Genomic DNA, 18,877 nt, shown 5'->3' with positions numbered 1-18,877 from the left:
TTCAACCGGGCCTTTTCCGAAAGGTATTAAAATATACATTCACAGGAGACTTTCTTCAACAAAGGTGATGGTTTCTGCAGGTGCACTTTTATTCAGCGATCGGGGGCTTATCCATAACAAGTTAGCCTTCTTTTTTTATGCAAATAAATATTGTCAGTTAGATTTCAGTCAAAACGGAGCCCGTTAGACTATGATTGTCCGTTATTTTTGTGATGCAAAAAAGTTGACGTATCCGGCCGGCGGAGTATATATTTCTTTAGGTAAACGAAATAATTAGCTGAAGGCGGGATCGCATGACAACTATATCTGCAGAGAGACGTTTAGCAGTCCCCGGCTTAAAGCATGAAAACAAAATTGTATTGCTTTGGAGCTTAACAGTCTGGCTCGTCGTGATGAACACAACCATGTTTAATGTTGCATTGCCTAGTGTGCTTCGTGATTTGTCTCTCTCATCAGGCACTGCCTCTTGGATTGTGTCCGGATACTCAATTGCTTTTGCCATATCAACACTGACTTACAGCCGCCTGTCAGATTTTATTCCTATATCAAGGCTGCTGGCCATCGGGCTTGCCATGCTGGGAACAGCCTCTATCATCGGTTTCTTTTCACATAGCTTTTATTTGCTTTTATTCGCAAGAGTTCTGCAGGCAGCAGGGGCGGGAGCAGTTCCGGGCCTTGCGATGGTTCTTGCCGGCAAATACATCCCGATTTCAAGAAGGGGAAAGGCGATGTCGCTGATTTCCTCTGCAGCATCGCTTGGTTTCGGCCTTGGTCCGGTCATCGGAGGAGCCATTACAACCTACCTCGGATGGAATTACCTTTTTGTCATTACTGGATTTGTTGTCTTTCTTCTTCCGATGTTCAAAAAGCTATTGCCTGAAGAGGACGTGCAAAAAGTGCATTTCGATTCGGTCGGCGGGCTGCTTACAGGACTCGGCGTCACGGGACTGCTGCTCTTTTTATCCACTTTATCATTCCCGCTTCTGGCAGGAACACTGCTGATGCTGTTCATTCTCTGGAAGCATATCCACAAAGTCAGCATCCCATTTGTTCAGCCTTCGCTGTTTAGAAATAGGCAGTATGTCAAGCTGGCTGCAGCTGCTTTTTCAGGATTTATCCTTCATTTTTCAGCACTCTTTATGATGCCGATTATTCTTACTGAACTGTTTGGTAAAGATCCGGCAGCCATCGGACTTATTATTTTTCCTGGTGCCATCTTGTCTGCTGTTGCAGCCCAATTCATCGGCAGGCTGATTGACAGGTTTGGAAATGTACCGCTGATTTCTTTTGGCCATGGGATGCTGCTGATTTCATTGCTGATTTTGGCTTTGTTCGCTGGAAAATCCCCATACGCCATCCTGATTGCCTATATGTTTATGAGCACTGGTTTTTCAAGCTTAACTTCAAGTATAGCCAATGAGGCATCCCGCATCCTGCCGGAGGATGATATTGGATCGGGAATGGGCCTGACCCAGCTGATTCAATTCTTTGGAGGGGCTTTTGGCGTAGCTCTCTCAGGTATATTGATTGAATGGCAGCAAGGCATTCCAGCTTCCTTGATCTATGCAAACATCTTTTGGGGATTGACCGGCCTGATTGGACTCTCTTTCCTTATTTTCTGGTCGTACGTCAAAATCGAATCAAAGAAAAAATCACTTCACAGTTGAAGTGATTTTTTTATGCATGATAACAGATGTCCTCAGCAGGCATATACAAAGAAAAACGCCTGAATTCTCAGGCGTTTTCGAAAAATTAATCGACCATATCGGTAATTGGCCACCACTGGAAGTCGTCTTTTTCAAGAAGTTCGTCAGCTGCTTTTGGTCCCATAGTGCCGGATGCATAGTTAGGGAATTCCGCTTTATTCGATTCCCATGCTTTTGAAATCGTATCAACATAGCTCCATGAGAGGGAGACTTCATCCCAATGAGTAAAGTTAGTAGCATCTCCGCGCAAGCCGTCGTAGATGAGCTTTTCATACGCTTCAGGTGTATTGAATTGATCAACACAATTGCTGCAGTAGTCTAGCTTGATCGGTTTTACATAGGATCCGCCGCCTGATTCTTTAGCATTCAAATGAAGGGTAATACCTTCATCAGGCTGAATATGAATCACAAGCAGGTTTGGATGCTTGCTGTCAACATCATTTGAATACAGGTTCATCGGCAAATCTTTAAATTGAACAACAATTTTTGTGGATTTCGCGGCCATTCGTTTTCCGGTACGGATGTAGAATGGAACACCTGCCCATCTGAAGTTATCAATCATGACTTTGCCTGCTACGTATGTTTCTGTATTGGATTCCGCATCTACGTTGCTTTCTTCGCGGTAGCCGGGAACCGCTGTTCCTTCAGATTCGCCTTTGCCGTATTGTCCGCGGACGAAGTAATCCGGAACATCTTTTTCCGTCATCGGGCGGAGTGCACGCATGACCTTTACTTTTTCCGAACGGATTTCATCTGTTTCAAGCTTAATTGGCGGCTCCATTGCAAGCAGGGCAACCATTTGCATTAGGTGATTCTGAACCATATCCCGAAGGGCGCCGGAATTTTCATAGTAACGTCCGCGGTCTTCCACACCAAGCACTTCGCTTGAAGTTACCTGGATATTTGAGATATAGCGGTTGTTCCAGACAGATTCAAACAACGCGTTTGAAAAACGGATCACTTCTATATTTTGGACCATTTGCTTTCCTAAGTAATGATCAATCCGGTAAATTTGATCTTCAGAAAAAGCTTCGCGGATTTCATCATTTAATAGCTGTGCTGAAGGCAAATCATGTCCAAATGGTTTTTCAATCACAAGGCGGCTCCAGCCCTCTGTTGCAGTTAAGCCCTCTTTTTTGAGATTGCGCGCAATCGTTCCGAAGAATTCAGGTGCCATGGCCATATAGAACATGCGGTTCCCCGGAATTTGATACTTGCTGTCCATATCGGAAAGGATTCCTTTTAATTCTAAGTACGAAGATGGGTTCGTCACATCAAACGGATGATAATAAAAGTGTGATGTGAATTCTTCAAGCTCTGATGATTTCTTGATCGATGATTGAATCGATTCACTGATATTCGAGCGGAATTCATCATTTGTCCACGGTCTTCTTCCGACACCGACAACTGCAAAATCAGCATCTATTTTCTTGCTGCGGTACAGGCGGTAGATGGATGGGAAAAGCTTTCGTTTTGCAAGATCTCCTGTTGCTCCGAATATTACAATTACTGCTTTTGGTTTTTGTTCCGTATTCATGTATTGAACCTCACTTTATATCAGCCGGATTTATTAAAAAAGTATGTAACCTGTTCAAGTACTTAATTTTAATGCTAAAAATGAAGTAAATCAAACATTTAAGATTATTTTCATACATAAGTAGTATGAACCAATTGATTGCTATCCATAAATCGGAAAAAAAGATGAAAGATGAAATGGAATTTGAAAAATAGTTCAAAAACTACTTGTCGACGGCAATTTTCTGATGTACGATAATTATGAAATTTAATTTAATAAATATTTCATAACTTACGGGGGTGCAAAATGAGTATCCAATTAAAAGGCGTCAGCAAATCTTATAAAGCAGGAGAAGTAGAGGTTGCTGCACTCAAAGATGTAAGTTTAACGATCAACCAGGGTGAAATTGTCGTGATATTGGGTCCATCGGGATCAGGGAAGTCTACGCTGCTGAATGTCACCGGAGGAATTGACCGGGCTGATAAAGGAGAAGTGACTGTACAAGGATTGCAGCTTCATCAGTTAAAAGATAAAGAGCTGACTACTTACCGGAGAGAACATGCAGGTTTTATTTTTCAATCCTACAATCTGATTCCGTCTTTGACAGTAAGGGAGAATGTTGAAGTTGGCTCTGAAATCAGCACCTCACCGCTGCAGAAAGATGAAATTCTTAAAAAAGTGGGAATGTATGACCATCAGCATAAATTTCCGCACCAATTAAGCGGAGGAGAGCAGCAGAGAACGGCGATAGCCCGTGCCATCGTCAAAAATCCAAGTATTTTGTTTTGCGATGAGCCAACAGGTGCTTTAGACGAAGAGACAGGTAAAAAGATTCTGTCGCTGATTCAAGAAGTGAACCGCGCTTATCAAACGACGGTGCTGATCATCACTCATAATCCAGGTATTGCGGATATGGCACATACCGTTTTGAAAATGAAAAGCGGCATGGTCATTGAAACGATAAAAAATGAAGAGCCAATCGAGGCTGAGCAGGTGAGATGGGTATGAAAATCCGTAAAATGGCTGTGCGCGGGATGCGGCATAAGCCTTTGCAATTTTCAGGAGCTGTATTTCTATTAGCCATAGCTGTCATGCTGTTTGTCATGCTTTCAAGCTCGATGGCCCTGATGGATTCGAGCAATCAATTATTCAGAAAAAATTATAAGCAGGAAGACTTTCAATTTGCTGCAGGCGAAAGGCTCACAAAAGGGCAGATGGATGACTTGGAAAATAAGTTTAATCTTGTTTTAGAGGAAAGATCCTGGCTTGATGCGGAATGGGAAGAGGGGACGACCGTTCGTTTTCTGTCTCTTCAAAGCGGAATGAACCTTCCCTTCGTTGAAAAAGGAGAACTGCCGGAGAAGAAAAATGAAGCTGCTCTTACCGTTGCCTATGCCAGCCACCACAGCCTTGATGTCGGTGATCAATGGAAAGCCGGCGGGAAAACTTATACTGTAACGGCACATGTGCACTTGCCGGATTACATTTACGGCGTACAAAATGAAAACGATCTGTTTTATGATTCCAAGACTTTTGGTGCAGCATTAATAAGAAAGGCTGATTTTCCAGATAATCGTCAGGCGCCCGTCTACTACACAGGTCTTTTAAAAAAAGAGGAGCAGCAGACGGATGAGCTGAAAAAAGCCGTTTCGGCGGTTGTTCCTGTCACAAAATGGACAGATGCTGAGGATAATATCCGGATTTCATATATCGATGCAGAGATTGAATCGAATCAGTCATTTGGAACGGTTTTGCCCTTATTTATCGGACTGCTTTCCTTATTCATCGTCGTCCTGATTGTTAAAAGGCAAATTGAGCTTCAGGCTAAACAAATTGGCACTCTTTTAGCATTAGGCTATACAGCAAGAGAGATTACTTCTTCCTTTATGGTATACCCTCTTGCTGTTTCTGCTGCCGGTTCAGCCGCTGGAATGGCAATCGGAATACTTGCTTCAAAGCCGATGACAAGTCTGTATACGTCTTTTTATAATCTGCCGATTTTAAAAAGCTTTGCCTTTGATCCGTATACGATTGTGCTTGGATTTGCAGTGCCGATTATTGTCATCGGAGCAGCCGGTTTCTTTACGATCCGAAAGACGGTAATAAAACCGCCTCTTCAGCTGCTGAATACTAGACCTGCCTTTTCAAAAAAAGGAACCGTCAGTCTTTCAAAAAGGCTTTCCTTTAAAGCACGTTTCCGGTTAAAAATGCTGATTGGCAATCCGTCGAAAAGTTTCGTTCTATTTGTTGGAATTCTTTTCTCGGCTATCCTTCTCACGTTTGGATTCATTTCGATGAACTCTATGAATCAGCTTCTGAAAAAGACTTACGAGGATGCTTACCGGTATGAATATGCAGTTTATTATCAAGATTTAAAAACCAATGAAATGACGGGCGGAGACAGTCCGTTTACTGTTTCTGAAGTAACACTTAAAAGCGGAGACAAAAAGGATGCAAAAACACAGCTCTATGGAATAGATGCGGATACCTCCATGCTGAAGCTGATTGACAGCAGGGGATCCGATTTGAATCAAAGCTTATCAGACGGAGCTGTTGTCACACAGGCGCTGGCTGCTGCAGAAGGTCTGCAAAAAGGAGATTCCGTTACCATCCGCAATCAGTGGACTCAGAAGGAACAATCCGTTAAAATCACCGGCATTGCTGAAATATTCATTGGCCACGCCATATATCTGCCAAGAGAAGAAGTAAACAGCTTTTTAGATTTGGAGAATACGGCGTACCTTGGAAAATGGACGAATGAAAAACCAGAGGAGAACCCAAACGAACCCATTACTATGATTGAAGATAAACAAGCAATGAAAAAGGTGTTTGAAACTCTGCTTGAGCCTACAAAATATTCTGTCGCTGTCATCAGTTTATTTGCTTTTATAATCGGCTTAATCATCATTTATTTAATTACAAGCCTGATCATGGAAGAAAATACAGTCAATATATCATTGCTTAAAGTCATGGGATATGAGCAAAAAGAAATCTCATCTGTTCTTTTAAATGTTTACACTCCTATTGTGATCATTGGCTATATTCTGGGAGTTCCTCTCGCTTTCATCAGCTATAAAGGTCTTATGGCTTCCGTTTCCGAATCAACAAGCTTTTCACTGCCGATTGAAGCGGAACCGATTATGCTTATAGCAGGGTTTATCATTGTCTATCTGGCTTATTGGACATCTCTGCAGCTTTCAAAACGGAAAATTAAAAACATTTCGCTGCAGGAAGTGTTAAAGCGTCAGGAATAGGCAAGAAGAAAGACACCGATTTCGGTGTCTTTTCGCTTTAATTCAGCCGCTCTATTCTTTTAAAAGGAGCGGTTGTCCATGTTTCGCAGGGAACAGAAGATGAAGAGGACATCGCATCAAGTACACGGGGGACTAAGTGATCCCGTCTAATATAGTTTTTTATTGTTTCCTTCTCCAGCTTAAAAAAAGCAGCTTCCATGATTTCATCAGGCTGTTTTTCGAGTTTTCCGCTGAGCAGATTTGCATGAAAAACGATGTTTAAAATGCTGCCTGTTGCGTTGTAATAAACTCCGCTGATGCGTGCTGGCTGAATAATGAAACCTGTTTCCTCAAGGATCTCGCGGCAGAGAGCCTGTTGGAGCGGTTCTCCCTCTTCAACCTGGCCTCCAGGCAGCTCCCACGTGTCTTTCCGGAGAAAGGTTTTCACCAGCAGCACTTCTTGTTTTTTATTTGTAATAAAAGCTGATACAGCTACGATGTGTTTTGGGGGTTCCATAGAATCACCTTTCCTCAAAATAAAGATATATTCTTCTAAATCATTTAAATCCCTTTTCATTCTTCATATTTTCCTCTAAGTCATGTATTCTAAAAGATAAGAAAACCGGACGAGGTGAAGCCATTTTGGATCTGCTGTTTTTAGGAACGGGTGCTGGAATGCCCGCGAAAGCAAGAAATGTCAGCTCAATCGCACTCCGTCTTTTGGAGGAGCGAAAAGCTGTCTGGCTGTTTGACTGCGGAGAAGCAACGCAGCATCAAATATTATATACAACGATTAAACCGAGAAAAATCGAGAAAATTTTTATAACACATATGCATGGAGATCATATTTACGGTTTGCCGGGATTTTTGGGAAGCCGTTCCTTTCAGGGAGGGGACGAGCCTCTGACAATCTATGGTCCAGCCGGAATTAAAGAGTATGTTCAATCATCCCTTGAGTTAAGCTTTACCCATTTAAAATATCCGCTTGAAATCGTTGAAATTGAGGATGGGTTTGTTTTTGAAGATGAGCAGTTTACAGTTGAAGCGAAAAAGCTGGAACACGGGGTTCCTTCATACGGTTACCGGATTACCGAAAAAGATGCTCCCGGAATGCTGCTTGTGGACAAATTAAAAGAAGCAGGTGTTGATCCGGGGCCTGTTTATAAAAAATTAAAAGATGGCGAAACCGTTCAATTAGAAGACGGCAGAATGTTATCTGGCGCTGATTTCCTTGGAGCCCCTAAAAAAGGCAGAATCGTGACAATATTAGGAGATACGAGGAAGTGTCCGCAAATCGTGGAGCTTGCAAGAAACGCAGACATGCTTGTCCATGAGGCGACGTTCGGAGAGGAAGATGAGCTGCTTGCATCCCAATATTTCCATTCTTCGACTGCCCAGGCTGCTGCGGCTGCTTTAGAAGCAAATGCAAAAAAATTGGTTCTGACTCACATCAGCGCACGCTATCAGGATGATGATAAGGACACACTTTTGCACGAAGCAGCCTCAATCTTTAAAAATACATCGGTTGCTGACGATTTTTCATGTTTTGAAGTGGAGAGAGCACATGACTAAAATTATTTATGCTGTCCGGCATTGTCAGGCAAAGGGTCAGGCATTTGATGATAAGCTTACAAATGAAGGACTTATCCAGGCTCAAAATCTTGCAGAATTTTTTAAAGGACTTGAAATGGATAAAATCATCTCAAGTCCTTTTCTCCGTGCCATTCAAACGGCCGTACCGCTTGCAGAAAAGAAAAACATTGAATTGAATCTTGATGAACGTCTTTCTGAAAGAGTCATGAGCGGAAAGAACATGGAGGACTGGAAAGACAGGCTTAAGGATACATTTGACGATCTATCTCTTGCATTTGAAGGCGGTGAGTCCAACCAATCGGGCATGGAGCGTGTTTATTCTCTTTTAGCCGAAATCACGGCTTCAAAGGAAAATCATACAGTGCTTGTCAGTCATGGGAATTTAATAACCCTGCTGCTGAGATCTTTTGATGATACTTATGGATACGATCACTTGATGATCATGACGAATCCCGATGTGTATAAAATTACGCTTAAACAAGCTGGCGAAGCAGACATTCAGAGAATATGGAGTTGACACAGGAGGGAAGAGCAGATAGAATGATCATATCAAATCGTAATTATTACGTTTTATGATTTTTATAGGAGGAAACATGACATGAGAGTGAACGTAACCCTGCAATGCACGGAGACTGGTGACCGTAATTACATCACAAAAAAGAACAAGAGAAACAATCCAGACCGTCTGGAATTGAAAAAATATTCACCAAGACTTAAAAAAGTGACACTGCACCGCGAAACAAAATAATGAATGAGAGAGGAACGGCATCACTTTTTGATGAAGTTCCTTTTTTCTTGCCTGAAAATAGCGAAATACTGCAGATTATTTCCCTCTTATGTTAAAAGGAATACGGCATAAATTCCTAGAATATAAAAATAACAGGAGACATTTGAAGAATGGGGGGATTTGGTGAATAAATACAAAGTATTCTTAGGTTTATTCATTTGTTTTGGTCTGGCCTTTGTTATTTGGTCAATGACAGAAATATCACAATCCTTCGATGAGCCTCTTGAAGCGCTGCAGCATACGAAACATGATATGGAAGTAGTCATTCCAGCCTATAAAATAAATGATGAAGCCCTCTTCTTTTTTATTGACCAAAAGAATCATTTAGGAACGGCCTTTTTAAAAGAAGGCATTTATGGCTGGAAAGCCAGTTCCATTTCAACGAATCCGCTGAAAGATCGTCCTGCAGAAAGTGAACTCTTAAATTATCATTTCTATGGAAACTCTATGATTTATGGCCTTCTCTCTGATGAGAAAGGATCTCTGGAAGTAAAAATAAATGGAGCCGAAGCACGCACGCTCCAAGTTGGCGGCATGCTGGAGCAGGAAATTGCTCAAAAATACAATCTGCAAAACACAGTCCTTTGGTATTATCAGCAAGATGAGCTGGTGCCCGGGGGAGGAGAGGTTGAACTGCTTAAGGATAAAGTGAAGCTGGTAGATGAGAAAGGTTTTTAGCAATTGGGAAAGAGGGGCTGGTGCTATGCCACCATATGAAATCAAAATACAGAAATTCGTGATACGATTCGCATGTAATCGTACCCTATGAAATTGAAAAACAGAATTTCGTGGTACGAATTGTGCGTAATCGTACCCTATGGAATCGAAAAACAGGATTTCGTGGTACGATTCGAGCGTAATCGTACCCTATGGAATCGAAAAACAGGATTTCGTGGTACGATTCGAGCGTAATCGTACCCTTGGAATTGAAAAACAGAATTCCGTGATACGATTCGCATGTAATCTTACCCTATGAAATCGAAAAACAGAATTTCGTGTAGCGATTCGCCCGTAATCGTACCCTATGAAATTGAAAAACAGGATTTCGTGGTACGATTCACAAATATTCATTCCTTAAACCAGATTCCAGCACACACAAAAAAGCAGCCCAATGGCTGCTTTTCACAGTTTTACCACCCGCGAGCATACTGCTTAGGTGCTTCAATCTCAACGCCGAGATCCGCAGCTGCCGTACGCGGCCAGTATGGATCGCGGAGAAGGGCGCGTGCCAGGAAGATCAGATCTGCACGGCCGTTTCCAAGTATTTCTTCCGCCTGAATTCCTGTCGTAATTAGGCCGACAGCACCAGTATCAATGCCTGCGCCTTCGCGGATGCGCTCGGCAAACTTCACCTGGTAGCCAGGGAAGACTTTAATGTCTGCTGGAACAAGGGCGCCAGAGCTTACATCGATCAAGTCAACTCCTTGTTCTTTCATCCATGAGCAATATTCTACGTAATCTTCTTGGTTAAGTCCTTCAGGATGGTAATCAGTCGCAGAAACCCTGACGAACAGAGGTCCGTCCCAAATTTCATTCACTGCATCAATGATTTCTTTCAGGAAGCGGTAGCGGTTTTCTTTGCTTCCGCCGTATTCGTCTGCCCGCTTATTGGAAAGCGGCGAAAGGAACTGGTTAATTAAGTATCCATGCGCGCCGTGAAGCTCAATAATATCGAATCCGGCTTTTTTAGCGCGGATTGCTCCATCTTTAAAAGCCTGAATGGTTTCTTGGATTTTTTCTTTTGTCATTTCAACAGGTGTTTTGCTTTTCTCGTTGAACGGAAGAGCAGAGGCGGATACAATTTCGCCCTCAAGAACGGCTTTTCTTCCTGCATGTGCAAGCTGAATGGCTGTTTTTGCCCCGTATTGCTTCATGCCGTCTACAAGCTTTGCAAGACCCTCTACATGGTCATCGCTCCATACCCCTAAATCCTGAGGGGAAATTCTTCCTTGGGGAGTAACAGACGTTGCTTCAATCATGATCAGTCCAGCACCGCCGACAGCACGGCTGATATAGTGTGTCATATGAAAATCTTCAACCATGCCGCCTTCGCGGTGGGAAGAATACATGCACATTGGAGACATCACAATGCGATTTTTAAGTGTAATATTCTTTACAGTATATGGTGTGAATAAATGGTTTTTCATTTAGATTTGCCTCCCTGAAGTGAATTTTATAAAAAGTATAACAGCTTAATGTCCATACTTCATTTAAGTTGCCTGACACCCTCTTTTAAAAATTGCGAAAATTCTTTAGAATAGAAACAGCATCTATTTTAGGAGGTCTCATCATGAATTCAAAATGGCAAACAAAACAGCAGCTGATGGAACTATTAACAGGCCTAGTGAACCTTGCAAGCATTACAGGATCAAAAGATGAGATTGCACTTGCCCAGCATCTTTATTATGTGCTGAATGATTTCCCTTATTTTAAAGAAAATCCGGACTTTCTGCAGCTTCACCCGCTTGCTGATGGACGGTATTTTCTGACTGCTCTTGTAAAAAGCGAAAAGCAGACAGATGAAACCGTGCTGTTATTAAGTCATTTTGATGTGGTTGATGTGAAAGATTACGGTCATCTGCAGCATTTAGCGTTCCATCCTCATGAATTAACGAAGGAGCTGCTTAACTCTGCTGATCTCCTGCCGCCTCATGTTAAAGACGATATCGAGACAGGCGAGTGGCTTTTTGGCCGCGGCACTATGGATATGAAAGCGGGTCTTACGGTTCAGCTTGGAATGCTTGAGCGTGCAATGAATGGCGAGTTTGAAGGGAACCTCCTTTTGCTGACTGTCCCTGACGAAGAAGTGAATTCTGCCGGAATGCTCGGCGCGGTTCCTGTTTTGACAGAGCTGAAAAATCAATTCAATCTTTCATACCGGGCATGCGTAAATTCTGAGCCAATGTTTTCAAGATACCCGAATGATAAAAATTATTATGTATACAGCGGTTCAATCGGAAAAGTGCTTGCGGGATTTTACTGCAGCGGAGTCGAAACCCATGTAGGAGAGCCTTTTTCAGGATTAAACGCAAACCTTATGGTATCTGAGCTGAATAGGCTCCTTGAACTGAACGAGCGCTTCAGCGAAAAAGTCGATGACGAAGTCACACCGCCGCCGATGAATCTGATGCAAAAGGATTTAAAGGAAGAGTATTCGGTGCAAATTCCGCACGAAGCCGTTACACTTTTTAATATTTTAACAATGAAACGCAGCATGCTTGAACTCCACGGCATGCTCATGAAAACAGCAGAGCAGGCGGCAGACAATATTGAGCGCTTCTACGATAAGAAAGCAAAACATTACAGCCAGTCAGTATCCTTTACACCCGCATCATATAAGGTAACCGTTATGTCCTATGATGATCTGCTTAAATACGCCGTGATGAAAGTTGGAGAGGCTGAAGTGAACCGGCATATTCATTATTTAAAAGCGAACCGCGGCGATCTGGATGATCGTCATTTCACAAATAAAATCGTCTCTGGCTTATCCGGGCTGTGCAAGGAGCTTGCGCCTTTGATTGTTGTATTTTACAGTCCGCCTTTTTATCCATCTGTTTCATCAAAAGAGGATGATTTTATACAGGGCATTCTTTCTGAAGTTCAAAGCTGCGCGAAGGATCAGTTTCAGATTTCACTCAAAAATCAGCAGTATTTTGCCGGACTCTCCGATTTGAGCTTTCTGCAGATTAAAGAAAGCGAAGAATCCATCCGTGAGCTGACAGACAATATGCCGATTTACGGGGACCATTATCAGCTTCCTCTTGAGGAAATCAAAGCACTGAACATTCCTGTTTTAAATGTGGGGCCATTCGGAAAGGATCCGCATAAATGGACGGAGCGTCTGCATCTTCCTTATTCTTTTGAAACGTGTCCCGAGCTGCTTTCCTTTACACTGAAGAGGATTTTTGACCAATGAAGTTTGAGCGAGTTGAAATAAAGAATTCCCGGCAATTAACATTGATCGGTAATTTTTATGCTGCACCATCAGATGGCGTCATCATTATGTGCCATGGTTTTACTTCAGATAAGTCCTCCCGCGGGAGGTTTGACCGCTTTGCGCTGCGGTTTCAAGCGTCAGGCTTTCATGTACTGGCGTTTGATTTCAGCGGCTGCGGGGAAAGCGATGACGATTCACTTACAATGGCTAAACAAGCAGATGATCTGCAGGCTGCAATTGCGTTTGTAAAACGAAAAGGCTTACATAAAATTGCTCTTTACGGACACAGTTTAGGGAGCAGAATCTGTTTGATGAGCTATTCTAAGGACATTCAGACAATGGTGCTTACTGGTGCTTCGACAGGCGGGACGGTATATGACTGGAACGAGCACTTTACACCGGTGCAAATGAAAGAACTGAGGGAAACCGGGAAAATAACACAGCTGCTGACAAATGGACCTAGAAAGAAAGTGATCATTGAGCAGCAAATGCTTGATGACTTTGAACAGTGTAATCAGAAAAAACTGCTGTCTTCCATATCGTGTCCTGTCTTAATCATTCATGGCAATCATGACAGGGAAGAAAAGATGCTTTCAGATAAATCGCGGGAAGGAATGAAGTTTCTGTCAAAGGAATCGAAGCTTGTTATTATAAATGGCGCAGCTCATAGTTTTATGGGGTATTTGGACGTGGTGGAAGAGCTCTCGATGGATTGGCTTTTGCAGCATCTGAAGGCCTGAGGATGAGAATAGCTGATTTCATTTTTATGAAGGTTTCTGCGGAGAATTACTTATGGCATGGCGTTCTGCCTGAAGGAAAAAGTACTTTTAGAGCTTTTGTGATTTAATTTACGGATGAGGGAGCGGTTTGCATGTTTGTTGTGAATGTTGAAGGTGCTGTCTTTAAAGATGGCCGATGGCTGATTATTGAAAGAAGCATGATGGAAAAACATGCACCGGGACAGCTTTCCCTTGCAGGAGGAAAAGTGGAACAGGAAGGGGTTTCTTCCAATATTTTAGAACGGACGCTGAAACGTGAAATCGAGGAAGAAACCGGCATTGAGATTAGTGAGGACATGAGTTATGTGCACAGTACTTCTTTTGTTTCGGATGACGGAGTCCATGTGGTTGATGTGGTTTTTTTGTGTGAACATAAGAGCGGGAGGCCTTATGCAAAGAGCGAAGATGAGGTCACATCTGCTGCCTGGATGACATTTGAAGAGGTCATGGCGAATGAGGCTGCTCCGCCATGGCTTAAAAACAGCATTCAGCTCTCTAACTCTATCAGACTGAAAAAAGAGACTGGCCAGATCCTATAAAAGGATGCAGGACAGTCTCTTTTTTTAAGAGATAAGAAGTATAAAATTTTGCGCTTCCATGGCGAGCGGAATCGCCCAACTCCTCGGCCAGAAAGGATCTGCAAGTAAAGGCAAAAAACGCCTTTACTTGCAGATCCTTATCTGTCATGCCTGCGCTAAACGGGCGCTTGCGCTTTTCTTAGTTTAATGGAGTTAAAGTTTTGCTTTCTTCTGCGAGCGTGTGATCTTTATACTTCTCAATCATGCTGTTTTTGTTCAGCCAGTTCTCTACGGCTTTTACATCGTACATAATTTCTGCCTGGCCTGAACAATAAGGATGCAGATCATATTGATTAACGATTCTGCCTCCGATAAGGATGACTGGATGGTTCGGCAATGCTGCCAGTGCATCCACATACTTCTTTATATTCGGCAGATGATACACAATGGATATGGAGAGGCAAATGACTTCAGGCTTCCAGAGCTCAGCTTTCTTAATGGCGTATTCAAGCGGAAGGTTAGGGCCTAAATAGTGTGTTTCATACCCTTTTTCTTCGAATAAGCTGTTGACCATTTTCAGGCCCAAATAATGCTGCTCTCCTTCAACACACAAAAGCATTGCTTTCTTTCTGCCTTCCGATGCTGAATTTTGCATCGGCGGATAAAGCGTTGATAAAATAAAATCACAAACTACGCTTGCCAAATGCTCATCTGCTACCGTAATTTCATTGTTTTCCCATAACTCGCCTACATGCTGCATCGCAGGCGTTATCAGTTCTTCAAACAGTTGGGTCCGTGACAGGTGACTGTGTGCCTTGAGCAGCTGGACTGCTGCATGCTCATCGCTATTCAATAGTAATTGAGCAAACTCCAGTGCTTGAGAATTCTTCAAAACAGAACACCCCGTTTCTCTTTATTTCTCTTTTTCTAGTAAAAGTGAGCGGATGCCAGCATCCAAATATGAAAGATAATCTGATACTGTCTCTGCGTCCTCGAACTCAGCCGAGAGGAGCACTTCTTTAATTAGCATGAAATTGTCAATCAAATGCTGTGTTTTCATGCCATGTTTCACTAAAATCCCATTCAGCCATTTCGCATAATCTGTAAAAACCTGCTCATTTTGCAGTTCATAAGCTGTTTTAAGATGGTTTAAGTGGTGATGATTGTCTTCCCTGCATTTCTTTTTTCCTTTTTCTCCGAAACGTTCCAGCAGAGAAGGCTCCTTCTGATAGATTCTCTCGGTTACGTCATGGACAATTTGGTCTGCCGGAAAAAAACTCATCGCGCAACCACCTTGTATTGTTTGACTTTAGGAATCACAGCCGCAAGTTCCTGATCGGGATATTTCTTTTCAAGATCATGAATCTTCTTGAAATCCGCGCTTTTTACCCAGTTCAAGTAATCTTCTTTACTCTTAAAAATAAGCTGTACCGTTAATTCTCCTGCGCGCTTATCGTTTTGCAGAAGGAGAAAATCGACAAAGCCTTCTGCATCGTCTACCATCCGGGAACGATTCTTATATATGGAAATGACTTCATCTGCTTTTTCATTCGGCACATCAAAAGTCGAAAATACTGTATACATTTTATCACCTGTCTGAATTATGACTTGGCTTGACCTTGTCTTTTTTACTTCAACAAGCCCGCTGTTTTTCCTGCACCCAATCTCTTTAAGTATGCTCTTTTAATGCATTTTTTGCAAATATCTCTCCAAGCTCATGCGAACGCTCTTTCGCTTTTTTAACACAGGCAGCGATTGCTTCGCTGACTTTATATTCCTCAAGCTTCTCTATACCGGCTTCAGTCGTGCCGCCGGGACTTGTGACCTCTTTTCGTAGCACTGCAGGCTCTTTTTCTGAAGTCAGCAGCATTTCGGCTGCCCCGAGCAGTGTCTGTGCAATCAATGCTTTCGCTGTCTCTTTTTCAAGACCCGTTTCTTCAGCTGCTTTTTCAAGTGCTTCCGCGATATAATAAATATAAGCGGGACCGCTTCCGGAGAGGCCTGTTACAGCATCCAGCTGATGTTCTAAAACATGGGTAACGGTCCCGATTGCCTCAAAAAGCCCTGCTGCCTGCTTCAGCTGATCCGCTGTTACAGCTGAATTGCATGCAAGTGCTGTTGCCGATCTCTGAAGCGCAGCCGATGTATTTGGCATCGCGCGGACAATCGACAGCTCTTTTCCGAAAAGCTTCCGGATGGTTTCACTCGAGATGCCGGCGAGAACGGAAATAATGACCTGACTGCTGTCCACATAATCCTTGATGCTCTCAATTCCTGCTTTGACATCTTTTGGTTTCATAGCAAGGATAATAATCGATGCACCCCCAACTGTCTCCTGTTTGTTTTTTGTAACGGACACTCCGTAAGCCTGATTAAGAAAGTCCAGCCTTTCCATGCTTGAGCGATTTGTGACTTTTATATATTCAGGGAGGCAGACACCGCCATTGACTAATCCGTTTATGATGGCTTCTGCCATGGATCCTGCACCTACAAACGCGATTGTATTCATGTGAATTCCTCCTTTTTTTCTGCAAAGCAGATCATGTATAGCGCAAATAAAAAAACCTTTTCATCCAATTAAAAATAAAGGACGAAAAGGTTTCCGCGGTACCACCTTCATTGGGAAATGCGCGATGCATGACCCCAACTTAAAATCCCGTAACGAGGGATCACGTCAAGTTTGCCTGAGAGCTCACAGGGCAGGTTCAATCAGCAAGAGGATGGTGAAACCTTTCAGCCGGCGGATTTCACTCTCTGTTTATCATTGCTTGATTTACTATTCCTGTTCATTGCTTCATCTATATTCATTTCGTGCATTTGTGCGTTAAAGTGATTTTCATCATTATGCGAGGTTGGACAAGTGTTTGTCAAGCGGATTTTTTTCCTTTTTCGGTGATGAATTATTTGAAAATAATGACACATTTGCAGGGAACGTGTAAAATAAGCTTTATAATCAATGAATAAGCATTCATTATTGGTGCATTGAATATATTAGACTTATATAAAAATAACAAATGAGGAAGATGGTATGAAAACGAAATCAGATATGATCATCAAATTAACCTTGCCGACTCCTTTTCCAGTTGGAGATGTGAATGTTTATCTTGTTAAAGGAGATAGGCTCACACTGATTGATGCCGGACCTAAGACACCTGAAGCTCTCGCTGCCCTGAACACTCAAATGGAGCGGGCAGGATACAGAGTTGAAGACATTGAGCAGGTAATCCTGACGCATCATCATCCAGATCATGTCGGGCTGCTTGATTACCTGCCTCAGTCGGTGGACGTGATTGGGCATCCATATAATGCTCCATGGATCATTCAGGATGAATCCTTTATGACGTCTCAAAAAGAATTCTTTATGAAACTGTTCACGGAATTTGGCATTGATGAGCGCCTGCTTACGAATTTGGCCAAGTTTGATTCATCGATGAAGTATGCCTGCAAACGAAACTTAACATTATCTCTCAGGGAAGGGGACGCTGTTCCAGGCATGGATGGCTGGCATGTCATTGAAACCCCGGGGCATGCTCAAACCCATATTGCCCTTTATCGTGCAGAGGACGGACTGATGGCTGGCGGGGATCATCTTCTTCAGCACATATCGGCAAATCCGCTGCTTGAGCCTCCAATGGATGGGGGAGAGCGGCCAAGACCTCAGATCCAATTTAACGAATCATTTAATTCCCTGCTGAAAATTCCGATTTCAAACGTTCTTTCAGGACACGGGGAAACGGTTCTAAAGCCGCATGATTTGATCCGCTACCGTTTGAAAAAACAGGAGGAGCGTGCATTTGAAGTGCGCGGCTACATAAAAGAAAAACCGATGACAGCATTTGAAGCCTGTCAGAGGCTCTTTCCGCATCTTTATAAAAGACAAATGATGCTCACCATGTCTGAAACGGTCGGACAGCTGGATTACTTAGAGGCATTGGGAGAAATTAAAGGGCATATGGAGGGAGCACAGAAAATTTATTCTTGCTGAGGTGTGCGAAATGAATGAAAAACTGAAAAATCGATACGTAGTCATAACAGGAGCGTCAGGCGGAATCGGTCAAAAAATGGCTGTGCTCGTAGCTAAAAGCGGCGGACATCCTATTTTACTTGCAAGAAGAGCAGACCGCCTTGCTGCAGCCGCTCTGCATATTACAAAAAACTATAATATTTCTTGTCCATACTATCAGCTTGATATCAGTGATTTGAATGCTGTTCAGAAAACATTTGAACAGATTTTGAGTGATATCCCGCAAATTGATGTTCTCGTAAACAATGCCGGATTCGGTATTTTTAACACGGTTGAAGATGCGACTCTTGATGAAATGAAATCCATGTTTGAAGTGAACGTCTTCGGTTTGATTGCATGCACAAAAATGGTGCTGCCTGCTATGAAGGAGCGGAACGCTGGCCACATCATCAATATCGCTTCCCAGGCAGGAAAGCTTGCCACGCCTAAATCAAGCTTGTATTCTGCTACCAAGCATGCTGTGCTCGGTTTTACAAACAGCCTGCGGATGGAGCTTTTAGAGACGAACATTCATGTCACCTCGGTAAATCCAGGTCCAATCAAAACAGACTTCTTCGACATCGCTGACCAAAGCGGCAATTACGTGAAGAATGTGGAACGCTTTATGCTGGGTCCTGATAAGGTGTCAGAGAAAATCGTTGACTCTATGTTTTCAAACAGGCGTGAAATTAACCTGCCCGGCTGGATGAATGCCGGCAGCAGCTTTTATCAGCTAATGCCCCGTTTGTTTGAGAAAGTGGCAGGGAAGGCGTTATCAAGGAAATAAAACAAAACCGGCCGTTGA

19 protein-coding genes are annotated in these 18,877 nt (G+C 42.9%); 12 read left to right on the top strand and 7 right to left on the bottom strand.

The genetic code is table 11. From position 1 onward, the window contains the following. Positions 1–293 precede the first annotated feature (293 nt). The gene (locus GJU41_RS16555) at positions 294–1,667 is read left to right on the top strand and encodes an MFS transporter (RefSeq protein WP_070876711.1); all 1,374 of its coding nucleotides are present in this window, start codon (positions 294–296) and stop codon (positions 1,665–1,667) included. Positions 1,668–1,752: 85 nt separating this feature from the next. Here GJU41_RS16555 and zwf read toward each other — a convergent pair whose 3' ends face one another. Next, positions 1,753–3,243: a glucose-6-phosphate dehydrogenase gene (gene zwf, locus GJU41_RS16550; protein ID WP_070876712.1), complete on the bottom strand. Its 1,491-nt coding sequence runs from the start codon at positions 3,241–3,243 to the stop codon at positions 1,753–1,755. Positions 3,244–3,528: 285 nt separating this feature from the next. On the opposite strand from zwf, the gene GJU41_RS16545 reads away from it, so the two are divergent. Together GJU41_RS16545 and GJU41_RS16540 are read left to right on the top strand one after the other, a co-directional pair. Continuing rightward, positions 3,529–4,230 carry an ABC transporter ATP-binding protein gene (locus tag GJU41_RS16545; protein WP_154319118.1) on the top strand — a complete coding sequence of 234 codons (702 nt, stop codon included), beginning with the start codon at positions 3,529–3,531 and terminating at the stop codon, positions 4,228–4,230. Further along, positions 4,227–6,476 carry an ABC transporter permease gene (locus GJU41_RS16540; RefSeq protein WP_170292813.1) on the top strand — a complete coding sequence of 750 codons (2,250 nt, stop codon included), beginning with the start codon at positions 4,227–4,229 and terminating at the stop codon, positions 6,474–6,476. Before GJU41_RS16545 ends, GJU41_RS16540 begins: the two co-directional genes overlap by 4 nt. 37 nt (positions 6,477–6,513) lie before the next feature. On the opposite strand, the gene GJU41_RS16535 is transcribed toward GJU41_RS16540, so the two are convergent. Next, positions 6,514–6,972, bottom strand: coding sequence for an NUDIX hydrolase (locus GJU41_RS16535; RefSeq protein WP_070876744.1), 459 nt, complete (start codon positions 6,970–6,972; stop codon positions 6,514–6,516). Between the two features lie 125 nt (positions 6,973–7,097). Between GJU41_RS16535 and rnz the strand changes: the two genes are divergently transcribed. From rnz to GJU41_RS16515, 4 genes are all read left to right on the top strand, one after another. Then, a complete protein-coding gene (gene rnz, locus GJU41_RS16530; protein ID WP_154319116.1) occupies positions 7,098–8,027 on the top strand; it encodes a ribonuclease Z in 930 nt (309 codons plus the stop codon). Beyond that, positions 8,020–8,565 carry a histidine phosphatase family protein gene (locus GJU41_RS16525; protein ID WP_154319115.1) on the top strand — a complete coding sequence of 182 codons (546 nt, stop codon included), beginning with the start codon at positions 8,020–8,022 and terminating at the stop codon, positions 8,563–8,565. The genes rnz and GJU41_RS16525 overlap by 8 nt, the downstream gene beginning before the upstream one ends. Positions 8,566–8,646: 81 nt before the next feature. Beyond that, complete coding sequence (rpmG, locus tag GJU41_RS16520) at positions 8,647–8,796, top strand: 50S ribosomal protein L33 (RefSeq protein WP_070876717.1); 150 nt, start codon at positions 8,647–8,649, stop codon at positions 8,794–8,796. A 162-nt stretch (positions 8,797–8,958) separates the two neighbouring features. Beyond that, positions 8,959–9,513: a hypothetical protein gene (locus GJU41_RS16515; protein WP_154319114.1), complete on the top strand. Its 555-nt coding sequence runs from the start codon at positions 8,959–8,961 to the stop codon at positions 9,511–9,513. 452 nt (positions 9,514–9,965) lie between these two features. Here the strand turns inward: GJU41_RS16515 and namA are convergent, their stop codons facing one another. Further along, positions 9,966–10,982 (bottom strand): NADPH dehydrogenase NamA, encoded by a 1,017-nt coding sequence (gene namA / locus GJU41_RS16510; protein WP_070876719.1) that lies wholly within the window; start codon positions 10,980–10,982, stop codon positions 9,966–9,968. Between the two features lie 143 nt (positions 10,983–11,125). On the opposite strand from namA, the gene GJU41_RS16505 reads away from it, so the two are divergent. From GJU41_RS16505 to GJU41_RS16495, 3 genes are all read left to right on the top strand, one after another. Further along, complete coding sequence (locus tag GJU41_RS16505; RefSeq protein ID WP_154319113.1) at positions 11,126–12,751, top strand: M20/M25/M40 family metallo-hydrolase; 1,626 nt, start codon at positions 11,126–11,128, stop codon at positions 12,749–12,751. Next, a complete protein-coding gene (locus GJU41_RS16500; RefSeq protein WP_070876721.1) occupies positions 12,748–13,512 on the top strand; it encodes an alpha/beta hydrolase in 765 nt (254 codons plus the stop codon). The genes GJU41_RS16505 and GJU41_RS16500 overlap by 4 nt, the downstream gene beginning before the upstream one ends. A 131-nt stretch (positions 13,513–13,643) precedes the next feature. After that, positions 13,644–14,090, top strand: coding sequence for an NUDIX domain-containing protein (locus tag GJU41_RS16495; RefSeq protein WP_154319112.1), 447 nt, complete (start codon positions 13,644–13,646; stop codon positions 14,088–14,090). A gap of 178 nt (positions 14,091–14,268) precedes the next feature. Here GJU41_RS16495 and GJU41_RS16490 read toward each other — a convergent pair whose 3' ends face one another. The 4 genes from GJU41_RS16490 to proC all read right to left on the bottom strand — a co-directional run bounded on the left by GJU41_RS16490 (position 14,269) and on the right by proC (position 16,578). Further along, positions 14,269–14,961, bottom strand: a complete 693-nt coding sequence (locus tag GJU41_RS16490; RefSeq protein WP_224771460.1) for a cobalamin B12-binding domain-containing protein — start codon at positions 14,959–14,961, stop codon at positions 14,269–14,271. A gap of 21 nt (positions 14,962–14,982) precedes the next feature. Then, a complete protein-coding gene (locus tag GJU41_RS16485) occupies positions 14,983–15,351 on the bottom strand; it encodes a globin family protein (RefSeq protein WP_191559211.1) in 369 nt (122 codons plus the stop codon). Next, complete coding sequence (locus GJU41_RS16480; protein ID WP_070876725.1) at positions 15,348–15,653, bottom strand: antibiotic biosynthesis monooxygenase family protein; 306 nt, start codon at positions 15,651–15,653, stop codon at positions 15,348–15,350. The genes GJU41_RS16485 and GJU41_RS16480 overlap by 4 nt, the downstream gene beginning before the upstream one ends. 85 nt (positions 15,654–15,738) lie before the next feature. Beyond that, complete coding sequence (gene proC / locus GJU41_RS16475; protein ID WP_083328200.1) at positions 15,739–16,578, bottom strand: pyrroline-5-carboxylate reductase; 840 nt, start codon at positions 16,576–16,578, stop codon at positions 15,739–15,741. A gap of 519 nt (positions 16,579–17,097) precedes the next feature. Between proC and GJU41_RS16470 the strand changes: the two genes are divergently transcribed. Both GJU41_RS16470 and GJU41_RS16465 read left to right on the top strand, forming a co-directional pair. Beyond that, entirely contained in the window at positions 17,098–18,054 is a 957-nt protein-coding gene (locus GJU41_RS16470; protein WP_154319111.1) for an MBL fold metallo-hydrolase, read from the top strand. A 10-nt stretch (positions 18,055–18,064) separates the two neighbouring features. Continuing rightward, positions 18,065–18,859: an SDR family NAD(P)-dependent oxidoreductase gene (locus GJU41_RS16465; RefSeq protein WP_154319110.1), complete on the top strand. Its 795-nt coding sequence runs from the start codon at positions 18,065–18,067 to the stop codon at positions 18,857–18,859. Positions 18,860–18,877: the final 18 nt, after the last annotated feature.

Source organism: Metabacillus idriensis (assembly GCF_009674765.1).
Taxonomy (GTDB): domain Bacteria; phylum Bacillota; class Bacilli; order Bacillales; family Bacillaceae; genus Bacillus_P; species Bacillus_P idriensis.
Note: the sequence above shows the minus strand (reverse complement) of the source record. Positions and strands in the feature narration are given on the sequence as shown.